The sequence below is a fragment of the Tessaracoccus sp. genome, assembly GCF_016714275.1.
In the GTDB taxonomy this organism is placed as follows: domain Bacteria; phylum Actinomycetota; class Actinomycetes; order Propionibacteriales; family Propionibacteriaceae; genus Arachnia.
This window is the reverse complement of record NZ_JADJNP010000002.1, coordinates 610,490-629,519: the sequence shown is the minus strand read 5'-3', so window position 1 is coordinate 629,519 and position 19,030 is coordinate 610,490. Positions and strand designations below refer to the sequence as shown.

Sequence of the window (19,030 nt, the reverse complement as noted above, 5' to 3'; positions counted from 1 at the left end):
GAGGATGGCAGGCGTGACCAAGGTTGTGATCATCGGTGGAGGACCCGGCGGATACGAGGCGGCCCTGGTGGCCAATCAGCTGGGCGGCGAGGTGACGCTCGTCGAGCGCGACGGCCTGGGCGGCGCGGCCGTCCTCAGCGACTGCGTCCCCTCCAAGACCCTCATTGCGACCGCCGAGGTGATGGTGCGCATCGAGAACGCGCGCCAGCTCGGCCTCCACATCGCGGCCGCGGACGTGACCGACGTCGTCCGCGTCGACCTCGGCGAGGTGAATGAGCGCGTGCTGGAGTTGGCGCAGGCGCAGTCGCGCGACATCGAGCGCCGGCTGCGGACCGACGGCGTCGACATCGTGCGCGGCAACGCCCGGCTCGACGGCGCACACCGCGTGCTTGTCACCACCGATGCCGGCGAACAGGCCCTCGACGCCGACATCCTGCTGATCGCGACCGGCACGACGCCGCGCGAACTGCCCGCCGCCCTGTGTGACGGCGAGCGCATCCTCAACTGGAAGCAGGTCTACAACCTCTCCGAGACCCCCGAACGGCTGATCGTCGTCGGGTCCGGCGTCACCGGCGCGGAGTTCGCGTCCGCCTATGACGGCCTGGGCTGCGAGGTCGTGCTGATCAGCTCGCGCGCGCAGGTCCTTCCCGGTGAGGACCAGGACGCCGCCGCAGTGCTGCAGAAGGCGTTCGCGGACCGCGGTATGACCATCATGAGCGAGTGCCGCGCCGTCGCCGCGCGCAGGGAGGGCGACGGTGTCGTCGTCACACTGGCTGATGGGCGCGAGGTCGCGGGCTCGCACTGCCTTATGGCGGTGGGCGCCATCCCCAACACGGCGGACATGGGCCTGGAGTCGGCGGGGATCGAGCTGACCCCGTCCGGCCATATCGTCGTCGACCGGGTCTCGCGTACCACCAACCGCGACGTCTATGCCGCGGGCGACGTCACGGGCGTGTTCGCGCTCGCCTCCGTGGCCGCGATGCAGGGCCGCGTGGCCATGTGGCACGCATTGGGCGACGCCGTGACGCCCCTCGACCTGCGCAACGTCTCCTCGAACGTGTTCACCACACCCGAGGTCGCCACGGTCGGCATCTCCCAGGCGGAGGTGGACCGGGGGGACCTCCGCGTCGCGTCGGTGCTGCTGCCGCTTGGCTCGAATGCCCGAGCCAAGATGCAGGGGTTCACCGATGGCTTCGTGAAGCTGTTCTGCCTACCGACCACCGGAATCATCGTCGGCGGCGTCGTCGTTGCCCCGCGGGCCTCGGAGTTGATTCACGCGGTGTCGATCGCGGTGTCGCAGCGGGTCAACGTCGACGACTTCAGCCACGCCTTCACCGTGTACCCGTCGATGTCCGGCTCGCTGGCCGAGGCCGCGCGCCGGCTACACAAGCGCGACACCACGCACCTGACGACCTGACGAGAGGTCAGTCGTCGAGCAGCCCCATGAGCAGGGCGAAGCCGCCGATCATCAGCGCGCCGTTCGTGATGGAGCGCAGCGCGGGGTCGCCGCCGAAACGGCCGTAGTAGCCCTGGGCCAACGGGGCGTAGTCGCGATGGTCCCAGTAGGGCACCATTGCGCCCTGCGGACCCGCGTAGACCATCCGGATCGACGGGTCGTGCCCGGTCCGGATGCGAGACGCATCGGCGGCGCACGCGGGCACCTGGCGGGGTGCGCCGCCGGGCGGCGCCCAGGACACATCCGCGACGGAGACCCCGTGGGCGGGATCGAAGAAGCACGGAGGACGACGCTCCGGAACAGGCCGGCCGTTCACGCGCGCCCGGACGCAGGCCACCGAGTAGCGGCCGCCTTCCATGATCTCGGCGATCGTGCGCACGTCGGCGTTGGACCGGGCCCGGGACAGCTGCTGCTTCGCGCCGTCGTAGGCGTCGAGGGCCTGGGTGTAGTCGGCCTGGGTGGCCTCGTCCAGTTCGCGCCCGACGACGTCGAGATCGAGGTCGCGCAGTTCGTCGCCGAACCGGGTGATGTCCTCGTCGATAGCGCGTCGCGAGGTCTCCGAGATCGGCTGCTGCGCGGCGGGATCGTAGCCCGCGCCGTATCCCTGCTGTCCAAACGACGGAGCGTGGCCCTGCTGCAGGAAGGGGTTCGGCGGCTGGGGACCGTGCAGCATGCCGAAGGGCTGCGGCGCGCGGGGATCCAGCTGCGGCGGGTAGCCGCCGCCACCCAACGGGGGCCGGTTCCTCCGCGTCGCGCCCAGCACGAGCGACACCGTCAAAATGATGAACATCATCACGAAGATTCCGCTCATCTCACCACCTCATCCCTGCAAACTCCCCTCCAGGATAGGAGCGCGGGACAAGGGACCTCGGCTACCCGTCGACGATCTCGCACAGGACCTGGCCCGCGGTCACCGTCGACCCCGCCTCGACGGCCAGCGCGGTCACGAGGCCGGATCGGTGCGCGTTCAGAGGCTGCTCCATCTTCATGGCCTCGATGACCGCGATGGTGTCGCCTTCCGCGACCGATTGGCCTTCCTCGACGCTGACCTTGACGATCGTGCCCTGCATCGGAGTCGTGAGCGCGTTGCCGCTCGGGGCCGACACTTTGCTGCCGCCGCGGTCGCGCTTCGTGGGCCGCTTCGCCGCCTTCGCCTGCGCGGGGCGGGCGCCGAAGCCGCCCGGCAGCTTCACCTCCACGCGCTTGCCGTTGACCTCGACGACGACGATCTCCGGCTCCGGCGCGTCGTCGTCCTCGCCGAGCAGCCCGGTGTAGGGGGCGATCTCGCCGGCGAACTCGGTCTCGATCCAGCGGGTGTGGACGCCGAATGCACCGCCGGGGGCTGTGTAGGCGGAGTCGTCGAGCACGGCGCGGTGGAACGGGACGACGGTCGGCATGCCCTCTATCACCAGCTCCTGCAGCGCGCGGCGCGAGCGGGCGATGGCCTGGTCGCGGTCCGCGCCGGTGACGATGACCTTGGCGACCAGCGAGTCGAACGCCCCAGGCACCGTCATGCCGACGTGGTACCCCTCGTCCACGCGGACGCCGGGGCCGCTGGGCGCGTGCCACTTCACGAGCGTGCCGGGAGCGGGCATGAAGTTGCGGCCCGCGTCCTCGGCATTGATCCGGAACTCGATCGAGTGACCGCGCACGGCCGGGTCGTCGTAGCCCAGCTCCTCGCCGGCGGCGATGCGGAACATCTCGCGGACCAGGTCGATCCCGGTGACCTCCTCGGAGACCGGGTGCTCCACCTGGAGGCGCGTGTTGACCTCAAGGAAGGAGATGGTGCCGTCGAGGCCGACGAGGAACTCGCACGTGCCCGCGCCGACGTAGCCGGCCTCCCGCAGGATCGCCTTGCTGGACGCGTACAGGCGGGTGACCTGGTCATCGGTGAGGAACGGCGCGGGCGCCTCCTCGACCAGCTTCTGGTGACGGCGCTGCAGGGAGCAGTCACGCGTGGAGACCACGACGACGTTGCCGTGCGTGTCGGCGAGGCACTGGGTCTCGACATGACGCGGCTTGTCGAGGTAACGCTCGACGAAGCACTCGCCGCGGCCGAACGCCGTAACGGCCTCACGGGTGGCGGACTCGAACAGCTCCGGTACTTCCTCCAGCGAGCGAGCGACCTTCAGGCCGCGCCCCCCGCCGCCGAACGCGGCCTTGATGGCGATCGGAAGCCCGTGGGCCTCGGCGAACGCGACGACCTCCGCGGCGTCGGCCACCGGGTCCGCAGTGCCGGGCACGAGCGGTGCGCCCACCTTCTGCGCGATGTGGCGGGCCCTGACCTTGTCGCCCAGCGACTCGATGGCAGCCGGCGGGGGACCGATCCAGATCAGGCCCGCGCCCTCGACGGCCGCGGCGAAGGACGCGTTCTCGGCGAGGAAGCCGTAGCCGGGGTGCACCGCGTCGGCACCGGCGCGCTCCGCGACGGCCAGCAGCTTGTCGACGTTGAGGTAGGTGTCCGCCGGAGTCGCGCCGTTGAGGGCATAGGCCTCGTCGGCCAGTTTCACGAACAGCGAGTCGGCATCCGAGTCGGCGTAGACCGCCACCGACTCGATGCCCGCGTCCCGCGCGGCCCTGATGATCCTGACGGCGATCTCGCCGCGGTTGGCGATGAGGACTCGTCTGATGGCGTCGTTGCCCACGTCTTTCTCCTCCTGGATTGAGCTCATCGAGAGTCTAGTAGTCCGCAAGTTGTCGCACGGCGGGGACCCCGCAGGGCCCCGGCAAGGTTGTTGAGGATGCTCCTGGCTAGGGGTTTTGCTGGGTTTGTCGGCGTGTCGTGGACCAAGAGACGCGGTCTTCGGGTTGAGATCGGGGTGTCAACCCATCCGTTCTCGTCTCGAAGGACCGCGTCCAGTGACATCTTCCCCTGTCACGGCCGCCCATGTCGAACCTGGCATGCCGCACGCCGTTAACATCCTCGAACTACTCACCCAGGTCCCGGACCCCCGGCATCGGCGCGGTCGGCGGCATCGGCTGGAGGTGATCCTCACGCTCGCGGTTGCTGCCGTCGCGGCCGGTGCCGAGTCGCTGGTCGGGATCTGGGACTGGGCTCAAGACCTCGGCCCAGCCCTGCTGCGACGGGTGCAGATGTCGACACCGATCCCGTCGGAGAGCACGATCCGTCGGGTGCTGGAAGCCTGCGATCCGGTCATGTTCAACCTGCTGTGCGGTGCCTGGATGCGACAGCGCCACACCGGGGTCGGCGGAGCCCGGGCGGTCGCGGTCGATGGTAAGACGCTGCGCCGATCCGGCGGGACCGATGGTTGCCTACCGCATCTGGTCTCGGTGCTCAGTCACGACACGGGCCTGGTACTGGCCCAGGCACGGGTCGATGCCAAGACCAATGAGATCCCGGCATTACGGATCTACTAGGCACGATGGACCTGACCGGAGTGATCGTGTCCGCGGATGCGCTCCATACGCAAACCGCCACGGCTACCTTCCTCACCGACAACGGCGCCGACTTCGTCTTCACGGTGAAGAAGAACCAGCCCACCCTGCACAAGCAGATCGCCGCCCTGCCCTGGACCCGGATACCAGTGGGCTGTACTACCACCGAAGTCGGTCATGGCCGCAAGGCCACCCGCACCGTCAAAGCGATCGAGGTGCCGGCCTGGATCGACTTCCCTGGGGCCAGGCAGGTGTTGCAGGTCCGCCGTACCACCACCCGTAAAGGCAAGCGCAGCGTGGAAGTGGCTTACCTGATCTGCTCCAAGCCGATGTCACAGGCACAGCCTCGCGTCGTGGCCAACTGGGTGCAGCATCACTGGGGAATAGAGAACCGCCTTCATTGGGTCAGGGATGTCACTTTTGACGAGGACCGCTGCAGGGTCCACACCGGCACCGGCGCCGAGATCATGGCCACCCTCCGCAACATCGCCATCAGCCTGCTACGTCTGGCAGGCTGGGACAACATCGCCGCTGGCCTACGCTATATCTCCCGAGACATCAACCGGGCCGCCGACCTGCTCCTGACAACGTGAGATAGGACTATGCCGGGACCCTGGGGGACCCCGGGGAAGCTGTTCGGTGCCTCTAGCCGGTGACCTTCGGCTGCTCGCCGGTGGCGCCAAGCCGGCGCTCGGCGGCTCTTTCGCGTTCCGCCATGTCGGCCGCGCCAGGGCCGGCGAGCTGACGGTTGCGCTCCTCGGCCTCGGGCGAGCCGGAGTACAAGCGGGCCTCCGGGCTGCGTGAGCCGAGCGTCGTCTCGACGGGCGACTCGGCGTCGTCGTCGGCGGACTTGGGTTGGCGCCGGTGATCGATCCAGGACTGCAGCCAGCGGGGAGCGTCTGGTCCTCGCCGGTGTCGTCGAGCGCTACGGCGGGCTCCATGAAGCGTGTCTCCTCGGCCTGCTGTTCGCGTTCGTAATCATCGACGACCTGCTCGACGAAGTGCTCGCGTTCCTCGAACGACGGCGCAGTTGTCGTCTCGGGTTCCACCCGGGTCCGCGGCAGCGCGTAAACCGCGTTGCGCTGCACCCATGCGATCAGCTCCTCGCGCACGAAGCAGCGGAGGTCCCACAGGTCGCCCGATGTCGCGGCCGACACCACCGCGCGGATCCGCACGCTGCCGCCGACGGCGTCGGTTACCTGCAGGGACGCGTCGCGGCCATCCCACAGGTCGCTGGAGGTCACCAGCCGGATCAGCTCGACGCGCATGGCCTCGACGGGGATGAGCCAGTCGAAGTCGAACTGGACGTCCCCCAGCAGTCGAGGCTCGCGGCGGGTCCAGTTCTCGAACGGGGTCGTGGTGAAGTGATTGCTCGGCACGATCCACCGGCGGTCGTCCCAGGTGCGCACGACGACATAGGTGAGGGTGATCTCCTCGACGGAGCCGCCCTGCTCGTTGAAGACGATGAGGTCGCCCACGCGAAGCGCGTCGGAGAAGGCGATCTGCATTCCCGCGAACACGTTGGCCAACGACGACTGGGCCGCGAGACCCGCCACCAGCGACAGCACGCCCGCGGACGCGAACAGCGAAGCGCCGACGGTACGGAAGCCCTGGAAGGTGAGCAGCACGCCGGCGAGCGCGCACACCCAGACGACGACGATGAGGACGCGCGTGATGATCTGCATCTGCGTGCGGACGCGCCGGTAGTGGGCGGTCTCCTCGCCGTCGGGGCCGCCGCGGTGGATGACCGCGTCCTCGATGGTGCGCACGACCCCGGTCAACACGTAGGCGCCGGCGAGGATGAGCAGGATCACGAAACCGTGCCCGAACAGCTGCCGCCAGGTCGGCTCGGAACTGCCGACCGCCGGGGAGGTGGCGACGAAAACGGTCAATCCGAGGCCGAGGACGAGGCAGAAGACCCGCTGCGGCGCGCGCATCCGCTTTGTCAGACCCCGCATGCGGGGATGCCGACGGACGATGGCCCAGCCGGTGATCGAGAGGATCAGCGACGCGACGGCGCCGAAAAGCAGGCCGAGTCCGGCCCAGCCAGCGATGGCCAGCAGGTCCAGCGCGACCTCTTCGCCCTTCATCGCGTGCCCCGATCCGTCCGGAGCGTGAGCGCCGCGAGCGACCCTGTCGCGGTGAAGGCGCCCTGCCAGACACCGTCGGTGAAGGTGAGCGAGTCGTCGCCATCGGCGGTGATCTCAAAACCGACGGCGGGAAGGGCGTCGCGCAGGTAGGCGGCGGTCTCCGCGCCGGTCGGGCCGGTGAAGAGGACGGTGATGTTGTTGGCCGCGTTGGTGCCCTGGTCGATGATCGCCGAGGCCGGGATGGAGAATCCGGTGGGTGCGTTAGTGAAGCCCAGGCCGGTCAGGAAGACGCCGCCGTCGGGCGCCGCGGCCGGCGCGGTCCGCGGGGGCGGCGACGACGGTGCGGTCGTGGGAGCGCTCGAGCAGCCCGCGAGCATGAGCGCGGCGACGAGGCCGATCAGGATCCTGTGCACGCGCCCAGCTTAGTAAGAGGTCCCGCGGATAGGTGGCACCTACTGCGGCGCACTGGATGGCGACCTGGCTTCGTTGTCGAAATCACTGGCATGCCCCGGATCTGCCACACGGAGGGAACCGAACTGGGTGTATCCGGACATTCGAGGGTGTACCGCAACCTAAGGAGGGGCGAGGATGTATATGCAGTTCCGCCGACCAGAGGCACGAGATATGAGGGACACCCATGATGACGACGCGCTATGGGGCGCGCTGAGGGGTGCCGACGAGGCGGCCTTCCGTGAGCTTTTCGGGCGACACAACAAGGCTGTCTATAACGTCGCTTTCCGGCACGCCGCCTCCTGGACGATCGCCGAGGACGCCACCCAGGCCTGCTTCGGTGCCATCTGGAGGCAGGCCACCGACAACCGCCTTCCCGCGGTCCGCCCCGGCGCGGTCAGGGCCTGGCTCTGCGCCTGTGGACGCAACGAGGCCCGCAACCTGGTCCGCTCGGATCGACGACGGTTCCGCCTCGTCGGCCGCGTGACCGAGGAACCGGTGCTGTGGCAGCACGACAACATCGACGAGTGGCTCGCCCACGAGGAGTCGATGCGACGCATCAACGGCGTCCTCTCCTGCCTACCCGACGGGCAGCGCCGGGTCGTCGAGCTCGTCGTCTGGGGCGGCTGTTCGATGACCGAGGTCGCCGATGCGCTGGGCATCGCCGTCGGCACCGTCAAGTCGCGGCTCGCCCGCGCCCGCACCACTCTCGCGACCTCCGAGGTCGCTCACCTTCTCGGCAAGGAGAACTGACATGATGACCACCCTTCCCCCCGAACGCGACCTGCCCGGTGCTGACCGGATGGTCGACGACATCATCCTCGGCGCAGAGACCGCCGAGGCCGCGCCCGCCCGCAAGCCCTACCTTCCCTACCTTGCCCTCGCGGCATCGGTCACGCTGGTGGCGCTCGGCGTCGTGGCCGTCCAGATGATGGGCAACCGCCCCACCATCCCGGCTGGGCCTGGCCCTTCCTCGCCGTCGGCCCCGATCACCACGGTGCCGACAACGCCTGCGCCCACGACGTCGTCGTCCGGCCGCCCGACCGGCCCGGTGACCCTGACCGCACAACTCGGCGAGACGGTGAAGACCCGCTACTTCGACGTCACCGTGAGCGCGCTTGAGGCCGACGACGAAGGCCTTGCCTGGGGCGCGAAGGTCGAGGTCTGCTACGCGGCGACGCATCCCGAGCAGAACGCCGACGGCACCACCCGGACCAGCATCGACCAGTGGTACTTCTCGGTGCAGGACGGCGAGGGCGGCGGACCGGGCGAGTGGGTGAAGGTGAAGAACTTCTCGTCGTCGACCCGGTGGTCGCCGGTCTACAAGACCAAGCTGGTGAAACTAGGTCAGTGCAACACCGGCTGGGTGCAGGCCGAGCCGGGGAGCCCGGACCTGTTCTTCCCGAACCTGCGCTACGCGCCGGCCGACTTCGGCGACGACATCGTCTGGAACTGGCCAGGGACGACCGACCCGGGGACGCCCGACCGCCCCACCGGGCCGGTGAAGATGACCGCTGAGCTGGGCGAGACCGTGCGCACCCGCTACTTCGACGTCACCGTGACCGCGCTCGAGGCCGACGAGGACGGCTTGGCGTGGGCCGCGAAGGCGGAGGTCTGCTACGCCGTGCGGCATCCCGAGGAGCGTGCCGATGGCACGACCCGCACAAGCGTCGACCCGTGGTACTTCTCGGTGCAGGACGGCGAGGTCGGTGGGCCGGCGGAGTGGGTCAAGGTGAAGGACCTGCAGCCGTCGACCCGCTGGTCGCCCGTCTACGGGACCAAGCTGGTGGGGCTGGGTGAGTGCAACAGCGGTTGGGTGCAGGCGGAGCCGGGAAGCCCGGATCTGTTCTTCCCGAGCCTGCGCTACGCCCCCGCCGACTTCGGCGACGACATCCGCTGGGTCAGGCCGGAGCGCTGAGCCAGCCCCATCCGGCTCGGTCGCGTTGTCGCGGCCGCCCTGCGGTACGCGATATTCGACGGAACTCAGATGACTCTGCCAAGATGCCCGGGTGAGCGAAGTGGCGACGAGATCCAAGGTGACCATCCTGGCCGAGGCGCTGACGTCGGCCGGCTACAGCGTGAAGCAGGCGGCGGTGTGGACGCCGGGGTGGTTGGCGTTCTCGGTCGTCATCGAGCTGCTGATGGCGCTCAACCCGGCCATCCAGGTGCAGCTCGTCGCTCAACTGGTACGGGCGGTCGACGATGACCGACACGGGGTGTGGTTACCGCTCATCCTGCTCTCCTTCTTTGTCGGCCTTGCTCTCATCACCGGCAGCCTGATGGGGATACTCGCGGAGCGCTCCGCGATTGCCCTGGTCCGCGAGTATCAGAAGCAGCTGCTGTGGGCGATCACGGAGCTGCCGCCGCAGCGGCTCGCGACGGAAGAGGTCAACGCGAACATCCAGGCGTGCCGCGGCGCGATCTGGGACGTGAGCGTAAACGAGCGCAACGCGATCTCGGCCGCCAGCGCGATTATCGGCGCCGCGGCGCTGTGTTTCTCGGTCTGGACGATCGACCCGTTGGCAGGCGTCCTGGTCGTGATCGCCGTGCTGCCGACCATCGTCGCATCCTCGTGGACGGCCATCGCCGAGGACAAGCAGTGGCCGTTGATCGGCGAGTTCGAGCGCAAGAAGGGCTACTACCAGGAGCAGTTGGTGTTCGCCCGGACGGGAACCGAGCTGGCGACGCTGGGCTCCGGGGTGCGGATGGCGCGATTGACGGACGACGCGCAGGTCGAGCGCAACCGCCTGTTCGGCCGGCTCCTGCGCACCTACATGATCTCTGGGGTGCTGGCGGGCGCCGTCACGGCGGCGCTGATCGCAGGGGCGCTGGCCTCGATCGTGCTCGGCGGCGGGGGCGGTGCGGGTATTGCAGCGGGAACGCTCGGCGTGATCGCCGGCGTTGCGGCCATCAGGATGGCGGGTTACTCCTACGGCTCGCTGATGACTGACGCGCCCAAGGTCACCCGGTTCCGCGCGTTCATCGACTCCATCGAGCCGCACGAGCCGAGTGTCGTCGTACCCGTGGTGCACGAGCTGCGGGCTGCGGACCTTCAGGTGACCTACCCCACCAAGACGACCCCTGCGCTCGCCGGGTTCTCGTTCTCGGTGCGACGCGGCGAGACCATCGCGTTCGTCGGGGTCAACGGCGCGGGCAAGACCACAGCCGTCAACGCGCTGCTCGGGATCGTCGACACCGACGACGGCGAGATCGCGATCGACGGGCGCGACGTCGCGGGCATGACCCGGTTCGAGCGCCTCGGCTACTTCGGGCTACTGACGCAGGAGTTCGGCCGCTATGAACTGACGGTGCGTGAGTCCGTCGCGCTGGGCACGCCGGACCTCGACGTGTCCGACGAGCGGATCTGGGCGGCGCTCGACGCCGCGCGAGCCGGTGACCTGGTGCGGTCCTTGCCCGGGGGCCTGGATGCCCAGCTGGGCACGCAGTGGGGCGGAACGGGTCTGTCCGGCGGCCAGTGGCAACGCATCGCGCTGGCGCGGATCTACCTCCGCGGCGCGGGCATCTGGCTGCTGGATGAGCCGACGTCGGCCATCGACGCCGAGGCGGAGCAGGAGATCTTCTCGCAGCTGCGCCAATCGGCCGACGAGCGCATCACCATCGTGGTCTCGCACCGCGCGTGGACGCTGCGCGGCATGGATCGCATCTACGTCTTCGACGAGGGCCGCATCGTCGAGGAGGGCCGCTACGAGGACCTGCTCGCCGCCGGCGGCCGGTTCGCGGAGATCTTCAAGGAACAGGCCGGCTAGGGCCCGTTGCGAAAGTGGACGTGGCCTGCTGCGCGACGCCCTGGTGCGCCATCTACTTGCGTTGCCCTCGTCGCCGTTAGGCGTCCCTGAGGAGCAGCCCACAGCGGTCCCTGAGGAGCAGCCCCGCGCGCTGGCTTGCGCCGAGCGGGAATAGTGCGGGGCTGTGTCTCGAAGGGTCCGAAACCTTGGGCAGGGGGTACGGCAGCAGTGTCGTTCTTTGGGCTGACGGTGAGGTGTACCCGAACGCCGTGTCGAAAGGTCCCGCGCCTAGGGCAGGGAGTTGTGGCAGCGAGGTGGCGCATGGACTTTTGACGCACAAGTCCGCTTTCTATGCCCTGTAGGGCAGAGGAGGCAGAGTTGTGCGTGAAAATTCCATGGCCGGCAGACAGCTCACCTAGGAAGCCGTAGTTACGGGCCCTTCGAGACGCAGCCCCGCGTAGCCTGCACTCGGTGCCAGTCAGCGTGCGGGGCTGCTCGTCAGGGATCGACCGTGGCCCGGCCGTGGTGCCCCGCTCCGCTCCCGCAACACGACCTGACGGCTACACCTAGCTCGGGTGCCAGAGGGACTCCCAGCGGACGCCTGCGTCGATGATCATCTGACGCACGATCGGCAGGGCGAGGCCGACGACGTTGTACGGGTCGCCCTTGATGGCGGTGACGTAGGCGCCGCCGAGGCCGTCGATGGTGAACCCGCCGGCGGCTCGCCCGTGTCGACGTAGGCGGCGATCTCCTCGTCGTCCAGGTCACCGTGACGCACGACAGGTGGTGCGCGAACGGCTTCGATCGGTTCCTTGTGCTGGAGCGCGACGGCAGCGTCCGGGAGGTCGACAGACCCGACTGGCAGAAACTCTGAAGGGCTACGGCGCGGGACGTCTCGTCAGGCTCCGAGGAGAGCCAGTGGCACTACCGCGACGCCGTCGGGGCGGCGGTATGCATGAGCGCCGGTGGTGAGGACCACGAGATCCACCACGTCGTCAGGCAGCTGGTCACGGAGCCAGAGGAGGTGCCGCACATCTGCATCGTCGACTGAAGTAGCGAGCTTGACCTCGATGCCCACGACCTGGCCGTCCGATCCTTCCACGATCAGGTCGATCTCACGGTCGCCGCGGTTGGTTCGGAGGTGCCCGACCCGTGCCCTCTGCACCTGTGCCGCAGCTCGAATCGACAGGGTTGCCAGTGACTCGAACAACGGTCCTGTCATGGCGGCACCCCGGGCGGTCGTCAGGCTGCGGGCTGAGAGGTTGAGCAGCCGCGTCGCGAGCGCTGGGTCCGCGAGTTGGTGCTTGGGAGCCTGTTGGAGCTTGGTGAAGTGACTGCGGGAGTGGCTCCATCCGGGGACGGGATCCAGTAACCAGAGCTGGGTGAGGTGGTCGCGGTACGCGATGGTCGTGGTCTTGGCGGGCTGGGAGCCGTCTCCTGCGGTTGTCATGTCGAGTATTCGCGAGTATGCGGCCGTTGTCGAGGATGCCGCCGCGTACGCCGTCAGCCAGCGTCGGAGAGTCTCGGACCTGCGGACGGTGAGTCCCTGATCGCTCAGTTCCCGGTCGATGATTCGACGGAGGTAGGCATCCAGCTGCGCTTCGCGCAGTGGTTCTGGGAGTTCAAGGATCCCTGGCAGGCCGCTGCGGGTGATCTCGCCGGCGTAGTCGCTCAGTGTGAGGTGGCTGTCGCCGACGATCGTGCCCTGCGTCCCAGCGAGGAGATGCCGCATGCTCACCGTGGGCTCGACGACACCGCGCTCGAAGAGTGCCATAGGCCGCATCCTCAAAGAGAGAATCCGGCCTGCACCCGTGTGAGTCGTGGTGCCGGGCCGCGGAGTGGCGCTACCGGTGAGGAGGAAACGTCCCGGCGGTGCCCCGGCATCGACGCTGCGGCGCACCATGTCCCACACCTGCGGAAGGTGCTGCCATTCATCCAGGAGGAGAGTCCCGTCTTGGGCTGAGCCCAGGTAGGGGTCGGCCTCGACGAGAGCGCGTTGGTCCTTGTCATCGAGATACCAGGCCTGAGTTGCCCTCCGGAGCGCTGTGCCCGTCTTCCCGACGCCCTTTGGGCCATCGAGAGCGATGGCGGGCGCAAGGGGGAGGAGCTCGTCAAGCTCCAGGTCGATAGCCCTTGACCGGTACTGCATGTCGTTACGCTACCACTGCTCGGCGTTCTACGCTACCTTTGCTCGGCGTTCTACGCTACCTTTGCTCGGCGTTCTACGCTACCTTTGCTCGGTGTTCTACGCTACCTTTACTCGGCTGTCTGGGCTACCGATACTTGCCGTCTCGCGGCGCGACAGGAGCTCAGTGCCGACGCCAGAGGGACTCCCAGCGGACGCCCGCGTCGATGATCATCTGACGCACGATCGGCAGCGAGAGGCCAACGACGTTGTACGGGTCGCCGTCGATCGCCGTCACATAGGCTCCGCCGATCCCATCGATGGTGAATCCGCCGGCGACACGCAGCGGCTCGCCCGTGTCGACGTAGGCGCCGATCTCCTCGTCGTCCAGGTCCGCGAAGCGCACGGTGGTGGTGCCGAGCCTCGTCTGGCCGGTCGTCGTCCCGTCCCGCTGCACGACGACGTGGTGGCCGGTGTGCAGCAGGCCTTCGCGGCCGCGCATGGCCTGCCACCGCTCGATGGCCGCCGCGCGGGTGCCGGGCTTGCCGTGCGCCCGGCCCTCGAACTCCAGCACGGAGTCGCAGGCGATGATGATGGCGTCGCCCTCCACTTGCGGCACCACGACGGACGCCTTCGCCTCCGCCAACCGGCACGCGAGGCGGGCGGGAACCGCGTCGCGAACGGCGTGCTCATCGAAGCCGGAGACGAGCACCTCGGGGTGCAGGCCCGCGGCGCGCAGCACGGCCCGGCGGGCGGGGGACTTGGAAGCCAGGATCAGGCGCATGCGCGCAGCCTAGTCGGGAGCGGGTATGACGTGGTGCGCCACGTTCGATCTGCCACAAGGGCTCGACGGTGTGCTTGTGCCCGCGGCTCGTCACTTCCTGCCGTTGTTAGATGAGGAAAGTTGTGCTACCCTCCGTGGAGTATTGGTTGTGTTGACGACAATGGCTGCGCGAGGCGCAGGTCAGGCAAGGAGGCTTTGATGAAGAAGTTGATGGCGGTGCTGCTGGCGCTGTTGCTCTGTACGCTGGCGAATCCCGCGCGTGCTGACGAAATTTAGGAGAGTGACGAGGCTGAGTTGCGAGCCGTGATGACGGGGTACGGAGTTGACGAGGGGACCCAGGACCGGTTGATTGCCAAGCTTGTGGCCGGCGAAAGATGGGATTCGTTCCGCGAGGGTGTCGAACCAGTGGTGATCGAACGTTCGGGGTCGCAGGTGCGGGAGGTATACGCAGACGGATCGCTGATCGTATCGACGGTCGACCAAGGATACAAGGCGCGCCCGGGTGCCATTCAGCCCATGAAAGCGTCCAAGTGTAGAGGTGTATCGCAGATCTCGAGTGTCAAGTATGTCGGCTGTGTTGCCGCGCAGGACTCGATGCTCTTGATGATGTCTTTCGAGTTTGACTACTCGGTTCCTGTTAAGGGGACCTCGACGATCACTCGAGCTGATAACTGGGAAATCCGCCAGGTCGGTGGGACGTCCTCCAATGAGAAGATCACAAAGCCTGCCCACAACAAAGCAAAGTTTTCGGCAAATATCGAGTCTACGATCGGGTTCACTTTTGGCGGAACTACCATTGGTGTGAATTCGAAGAAGAATCTCTGGATCATGGTGGAGGTAGCTCGTCACAACGCCAACTTCAGCACCGCCTAGCCTCGATCTTTCATGAGGGGCCCGTTTGGGGCTTGTCGGCGCCGGTGGCGTCGAGGCAGATCTGATTCTTGCAGGTGGGTGTGACAAGGCTCCGCGTGACGTCTGCGGTGCGGGTTTCCAGGCCGGGAGCTTCCAGGTTCGGGGGGGGACGTGTGGGGGCCCGGGGGTCAGGTCGCGGGTGCCGGTAGGTCTCGGAGGCGGCCGATGCCGTTGATGATCAGCTCGGCCCAGCGGGATTGTTCGGTGAGGTGCAGGACGACGCGGCGAGCGCGGCGGGCCAAGGTCGCGGGGATGGTGTAGAGGCGGTAGCGCAGCCGTTTCGGCTCCCAACGTCGGGCTTCATGGCCGGCCAGGGCCAGCATCCCGCTCCAGGCCTGCAGCTCGGAGGCCAGCGCCACGATCTGGCACCAGATCCGGTTGGCGTTGAACCCGTGCAGGGGGAGGTTGGTCAGGCCGGTGTCCTTGGCGATCCGGATCCGGTCCTCGCAGCGGGCGCGGCGACGATGCCTGAGGTCCAGGTCTTGCAGGGTGCCTGTGGTGGTGTTGGTGGCGAAGGCGGTGAGTCGGTAGCCGTCGACGTCATCGAAGCGGAGTTGAGCGCCGGGGGTGGGGCCGTTCTCGGCGGACGATTACCCGCATCCCGGTAGGCCAGCCGTCGAGGTTGAGCAGGCCGGTGAAGTCGGCCAGATCCGCCCCTTCACGCGCCTGGCCATCGGCGTTCAGGGCTGGGACCCAGACCCATTCGGGGACCTGTTGGTAGAGGGTGCTGGTGTCGAGTGGGAGCGTGAACCCGACCGAGTACGACACCCGATGAGTCGCGAGCCAGGCGGTGAAGTCCTTCGTGCCGCCGGCGCCGTCCGCGCGGACCAACACCTTCCGGCCGGGGCGAGGGCTGCGGTCGGGGAGCTGCGCCAACGCGGCCTTGGTGACGGTGATGTGATCGGTGGCGGTGTTCGAGCCCGCGTTCCCGGGGCGTAGATGGACCACCAAGGCTTCGCCGGTGCCTTCGGGGCCGTGGTCGGCGAACGCCATCAACGGGTGGAACCCGAACCCTCGTTTGAACGTCGGCGCCGCCTGCTGTTTCTCCGAGTGTGCGGTGATCAGGGATGCGTCGAGATCGATCACCACAGGATCCTCGGCAGTGGCTGCGTGGTCGGGGGCATGCTGACCGGCCAGGGCCCAGGCTCTGGCGCGGGCCTGTTGCCGGGCTCCGGCGATCGCTTTGATGGCCTTGTCCGCGTCCTTGGCGAGGGTGGCGATGAGTCGGGACACGGTCGGGTCCGATGCCACCGGGCCGTAGACGCCTGGTTCGGCGCGCAGGGTAGCGAGGTCGCTCAACGCTTCACCACCGAGGACCAGTGACAGGGCGAGATCCAGGATGATTTTGCCCGGGTCGTGGACTGCCATCGGTTTGCGCCACCTGGTGAGCGCCTCGGACAGGGCCTGGTCGAGGCCGGCGGCGCGGATGGTTTCGGTCAACAGGATCCCGCCGGCCTGCCCGACCGCGGCCACCTTGGCGGTATCGACATGAGCCCTGGGATAGGAGCCGGTACTCTTCACCTCGAAGGTGCTCCTCACTTGTTGGACGATTTGTTCTTCGCAAAACACATCATCCCAAGTCAGGGGCACTTTCGCTATCTCAGGCCGCTACAGTCCACCCACCGTCATGAAAGCGCGAGGCTAGTGAGCCTTGTATAGTGGTGGGCTGCGGCGCTCTTCGTCGGTATGGGCGTAGCCGTACTGGTGGCGCTGGTGCGCGGGAGCCCTTCCGAGAAGCACGCCGCTGTCGGAGGTGCCCCCGGCATCCTGGCTGCGGTCCCGGGAGATGCCCGTCAGTTGGCGGCGGACGTCAAGGAGCGCTTCGGTGCACTGCGAATGGACACGGTCTGGGTGATCAGCAATCCGGCTTTTTCTCGACAGCGCCGTGCCCGAATCCGAGCGCTTCTTCGAGTGCTTGATTGCGTGGGACGACAACTACGACGTCATGACGCCGTTGGAGCTGTGGGACGCGGCGACGCGTCTGGAACGCGCCTTCGTCGAGGCGAAGAGAAACGCCGAGGAGCGCGGCATGACGTACTACCCTGACGGTGCGCTCGCCGACGCCGAAAAGGCCAAGCTCCTCGCGGTCAAGGCTGCCGCGACGAACAGGCATGAGGCTCTCGCATTGATGGTCAAGTGCGCTGCGCTCCTCGCCGACATACTGCCGTACTCGCTCCCCGCGATGCGTGAGCTCGAGGCGTGAACCTGGCTCAGGTCACAGCCGATGGTAGGTGCGCCAGGCCTCGCGGCCGGGCACCAGGGTGGGACGCAGCGTCCGGTAGTACGACTTCCAGCCGCCCGCGAGCGGCCGGTCGTCGGCCTGCCGGAGCTGCTCCTGCCGCGAGGCTGCGGCGAGCACCGTCGCGATCGCCGCGATTTCCTCCTCGCTGAGCCTGGCCTTGTCGAAGGACAGCGACTCACTCATAGCGGAATGTTTCCGTGCTTCTTCGGCGGCAGCGCGCCGCGCTTGGTGCGCAGCAACCGCAGCGCCCTGATCACCTGTGCACGCGTCTCGTGCGGGTAGATCACCTGGTCGATGTAACCACGGTCCGCGGCGACGTAGGGATTGGTGAGCTCGTCGTCGTACTCCTGGATGAGGCGGGCGCGCTCGGCGTCGGGATCCTCGGCGGTGGCCAGCTGCTTGCGGTAAAGGATGTTGACCGCGCCCTGGGCGCCCATGACCGCGATCTGCGCCGTGGGCCAGGCCAGGTTGATGTCGGCGCCCAGGTGCTTCGAGCCCATCACCAGGTACGCGCCGCCGTACGCCTTGCGCGTCGTGACGGTGAGCAGGGGAACGGTCGCCTCCGAGTAGGCATAGATGAGCTTGGCCCCGCGGCGGATGATGCCGTTGTGCTCCTGGTCGACGCCGGGCAGGAAGCCGGGGACGTCGACGAAGGTGAGCACCGGGATGTTGAACGCGTCGCAGGTGCGCACGAAACGGGCGGCCTTCTCGGCCGAGTCGATGTCGAGGCAACCGGCGAACACCGTCGGCTGGTTGGCGACGATGCCGATCGAGCGGCCCTCAATGCGGCCGAAGCCGACGATGATCGATCCCGCGAACAGCGGCATGACCTCGAGGAACTCCTCGTCGTCCAGGACGTTGCGGATGACATCGCGCATGTCGTAGGGCTGGTTCGCGGCGTCGGGGATGAGGGTGTCGAGCTCGCGGTCGTGGTCCGTGATCGTGAGGTCGACCTCCTCCTCGTCGTAGACGGGCGGGTCCTCGAGGTTGTTCTGCGGCAGGTAGGTCAGCAGCTCGCGCACGTACTCGATGGCGTCGTTCTCGTCCGCGGCAAGGTAGTGCGCGTTACCCGACTTCGTGTTGTGCGTCCGACCGCCGCCCAACTCCTCCATCGTGACGTCCTCGCCCGTGACCGTCTTGATCACCTCGGGGCCGGTGATGAACATCTGAGAGGTCTTGTCGACCATGATGACGAAGTCGGTCAGCGCCGGCCCGTAGACGTGGCCGCCGGCCGCCGCGCCCATGATCAGCGAGATCTGCGGGATGACGCCTGACGCGAGCGTGTTGCGTTTGAAGATCTCGCCGTAGAGCGCGAGCGAGACGACGCCCTCCTGGATGCGAGCGCCGCCGCCCTCGTTGATGCCGATGATGGGGACGCCGGTCTTCAGTGCGAAGTCCTGGATCTTGACGATCTTCTCGCCGTAGACCTGCCCCAGCGCTCCACCGAAGATGGTGACGTCCTGGCTGAACACGCACACCGGTCTGCCGTGGATGGATCCGGTGCCGGTGATGACGCCGTCGCCGAACGGGCGCCGCGCGTCCATCCCGAACGCCGTCGAGCGGTGGCGCGAGAACTGATCGAACTCGGCGAAACTGCCCTCATCGAGGAGGGCCATGATCCGCTCGCGCGCTGTCATCTTGCCTTTGGCGTGCTGCTTCTCCACGGCGGCGGCGGAACCGGCGTGCACTGCTTCATCGATGCGCACTCCCAGATTCGCGATCCGACCGGCGGTGGTGTGGATGTCGATCTCCATGATGGTCAGCGTAGCCCGCGTCTCGCCGGCGCATGCGGGTGCCCCAGAGTTTCGCGTGTGGCGGACGGATAAGCT

At 67.8% G+C, this 19,030-nt stretch carries 14 protein-coding genes and 3 pseudogenes; 7 read left to right on the top strand and 10 right to left on the bottom strand.

Going from position 1 to position 19,030, the window contains the following annotated elements:
* The first annotated feature begins 13 nt into the window (after positions 1-13).
* On the top strand, positions 14-1,417 hold the full coding sequence (locus IPJ61_RS11580) for an NAD(P)H-quinone dehydrogenase (protein WP_297107297.1): 1,404 nt from the start codon (positions 14-16) through the stop codon (positions 1,415-1,417).
* Positions 1,418-1,424: 7 nt separating this feature from the next.
* Here the strand turns inward: IPJ61_RS11580 and IPJ61_RS11575 are convergent, their stop codons facing one another.
* Together IPJ61_RS11575 and IPJ61_RS11570 are read right to left on the bottom strand one after the other, a co-directional pair.
* Entirely contained in the window at positions 1,425-2,267 is an 843-nt protein-coding gene (locus IPJ61_RS11575; RefSeq protein WP_297107295.1) for a hypothetical protein, read from the bottom strand.
* 61 nt (positions 2,268-2,328) lie between these two features.
* A complete protein-coding gene (locus tag IPJ61_RS11570; RefSeq protein ID WP_297107292.1) occupies positions 2,329-4,128 on the bottom strand; it encodes an acetyl/propionyl/methylcrotonyl-CoA carboxylase subunit alpha in 1,800 nt (599 codons plus the stop codon).
* A 229-nt stretch (positions 4,129-4,357) separates the two neighbouring features.
* On the opposite strand from IPJ61_RS11570, the pseudogene IPJ61_RS22190 reads away from it, so the two are divergent.
* A pseudogene (locus IPJ61_RS22190) lies at positions 4,358-5,445 on the top strand (ISAs1 family transposase).
* On the opposite strand, the gene IPJ61_RS11555 reads toward IPJ61_RS22190, so the two are convergent.
* Positions 5,389-6,942, bottom strand: a complete 1,554-nt coding sequence (locus IPJ61_RS11555) for a mechanosensitive ion channel family protein (RefSeq protein ID WP_297107284.1) — start codon at positions 6,940-6,942, stop codon at positions 5,389-5,391. The pseudogene IPJ61_RS22190 and the gene IPJ61_RS11555 overlap by 57 nt on opposite strands.
* Positions 6,939-7,355, bottom strand: a complete 417-nt coding sequence (locus IPJ61_RS11550; protein ID WP_297107279.1) for a lipoprotein — start codon at positions 7,353-7,355, stop codon at positions 6,939-6,941. Before IPJ61_RS11550 ends, IPJ61_RS11555 begins: the two co-directional genes overlap by 4 nt.
* Positions 7,356-7,566: 211 nt before the next feature.
* On the opposite strand from IPJ61_RS11550, the gene IPJ61_RS11545 reads away from it, so the two are divergent.
* The 3 genes from IPJ61_RS11545 (at position 7,567) to IPJ61_RS11535 (ending at position 11,159) form a co-directional block, all read left to right on the top strand.
* On the top strand, positions 7,567-8,145 hold the full coding sequence (locus tag IPJ61_RS11545) for an RNA polymerase sigma factor (RefSeq protein ID WP_297107276.1): 579 nt from the start codon (positions 7,567-7,569) through the stop codon (positions 8,143-8,145).
* A 4-nt stretch (positions 8,146-8,149) separates the two neighbouring features.
* A complete protein-coding gene (locus tag IPJ61_RS11540) occupies positions 8,150-9,310 on the top strand; it encodes a hypothetical protein (protein ID WP_297107273.1) in 1,161 nt (386 codons plus the stop codon).
* Positions 9,311-9,401: 91 nt separating this feature from the next.
* On the top strand, positions 9,402-11,159 hold the full coding sequence (locus IPJ61_RS11535) for an ATP-binding cassette domain-containing protein (protein WP_297107271.1): 1,758 nt from the start codon (positions 9,402-9,404) through the stop codon (positions 11,157-11,159).
* 545 nt (positions 11,160-11,704) lie between these two features.
* Here the strand turns inward: IPJ61_RS11535 and IPJ61_RS11530 are convergent.
* The 3 genes and pseudogenes from IPJ61_RS11530 to IPJ61_RS11520 all read right to left on the bottom strand — a co-directional run.
* Positions 11,705-11,919: pseudogene (locus IPJ61_RS11530) on the bottom strand (Maf family protein); the annotation flags it as partial.
* 117 nt (positions 11,920-12,036) lie between these two features.
* On the bottom strand, positions 12,037-13,287 hold the full coding sequence (locus tag IPJ61_RS11525) for an ATP-binding protein (protein ID WP_297107268.1): 1,251 nt from the start codon (positions 13,285-13,287) through the stop codon (positions 12,037-12,039).
* A 160-nt stretch (positions 13,288-13,447) separates the two neighbouring features.
* Positions 13,448-14,047, bottom strand: a complete 600-nt coding sequence (locus IPJ61_RS11520; protein WP_297107265.1) for a Maf family protein — start codon at positions 14,045-14,047, stop codon at positions 13,448-13,450.
* Between the two features lie 306 nt (positions 14,048-14,353).
* Here IPJ61_RS11520 and IPJ61_RS11515 point away from each other — a divergent pair, with 306 nt between their 5' ends.
* Positions 14,354-14,920, top strand: a complete 567-nt coding sequence (locus IPJ61_RS11515; protein ID WP_297107262.1) for a hypothetical protein — start codon at positions 14,354-14,356, stop codon at positions 14,918-14,920.
* 167 nt (positions 14,921-15,087) lie between these two features.
* Here the strand turns inward: IPJ61_RS11515 and IPJ61_RS11510 are convergent.
* Positions 15,088-16,480, bottom strand: a pseudogene (locus tag IPJ61_RS11510) (IS1380 family transposase).
* A 364-nt stretch (positions 16,481-16,844) separates the two neighbouring features.
* Between IPJ61_RS11510 and IPJ61_RS11505 the strand changes: the two are divergent.
* Complete coding sequence (locus IPJ61_RS11505) at positions 16,845-17,162, top strand: hypothetical protein (protein WP_297107258.1); 318 nt, start codon at positions 16,845-16,847, stop codon at positions 17,160-17,162.
* Positions 17,163-17,174: 12 nt separating this feature from the next.
* Here IPJ61_RS11505 and IPJ61_RS11500 read toward each other — a convergent pair whose 3' ends face one another.
* Together IPJ61_RS11500 and IPJ61_RS11495 are read right to left on the bottom strand one after the other, a co-directional pair.
* The gene (locus IPJ61_RS11500) at positions 17,175-17,384 is read right to left on the bottom strand and encodes an acyl-CoA carboxylase epsilon subunit (protein WP_297107255.1); all 210 of its coding nucleotides are present in this window, start codon (positions 17,382-17,384) and stop codon (positions 17,175-17,177) included.
* Complete coding sequence (locus IPJ61_RS11495; RefSeq protein ID WP_297107254.1) at positions 17,381-18,955, bottom strand: acyl-CoA carboxylase subunit beta; 1,575 nt, start codon at positions 18,953-18,955, stop codon at positions 17,381-17,383. Before IPJ61_RS11495 ends, IPJ61_RS11500 begins: the two co-directional genes overlap by 4 nt.
* Between the last annotated feature and the right edge of the window lie 75 nt (positions 18,956-19,030).

What these genes read in the sequence shown, in the direction of transcription:
- IPJ61_RS11575 (WP_297107295.1), bottom strand. Translation starts at nt 2,267, where the DNA reads ATGAGCGGAATCTTCGTGATGATGTTCATCATTTTGACGGTGTCGCTC.
- IPJ61_RS11570 (WP_297107292.1), bottom strand. Translation starts at nt 4,128, where the DNA reads ATGAGCTCAATCCAGGAGGAGAAAGACGTGGGCAACGACGCCATCAGA.
- IPJ61_RS11555 (WP_297107284.1), bottom strand. Translation starts at nt 6,942, where the DNA reads ATGAAGGGCGAAGAGGTCGCGCTGGACCTGCTGGCCATCGCTGGCTGG.
- IPJ61_RS11545 (WP_297107276.1), top strand. Translation starts at nt 7,567, where the DNA reads ATGAGGGACACCCATGATGACGACGCGCTATGGGGCGCGCTGAGGGGT.
- IPJ61_RS11540 (WP_297107273.1), top strand. Translation starts at nt 8,150, where the DNA reads ATGACCACCCTTCCCCCCGAACGCGACCTGCCCGGTGCTGACCGGATG.
- IPJ61_RS11525 (WP_297107268.1), bottom strand. Translation starts at nt 13,287, where the DNA reads ATGCAGTACCGGTCAAGGGCTATCGACCTGGAGCTTGACGAGCTCCTC.
- IPJ61_RS11520 (WP_297107265.1), bottom strand. Translation starts at nt 14,047, where the DNA reads ATGCGCCTGATCCTGGCTTCCAAGTCCCCCGCCCGCCGGGCCGTGCTG.
- IPJ61_RS11515 (WP_297107262.1), top strand. Translation starts at nt 14,354, where the DNA reads ATGACGGGGTACGGAGTTGACGAGGGGACCCAGGACCGGTTGATTGCC.
- IPJ61_RS11500 (WP_297107255.1), bottom strand. Translation starts at nt 17,384, where the DNA reads ATGAGTGAGTCGCTGTCCTTCGACAAGGCCAGGCTCAGCGAGGAGGAA.
- IPJ61_RS11495 (WP_297107254.1), bottom strand. Translation starts at nt 18,955, where the DNA reads ATGGAGATCGACATCCACACCACCGCCGGTCGGATCGCGAATCTGGGA.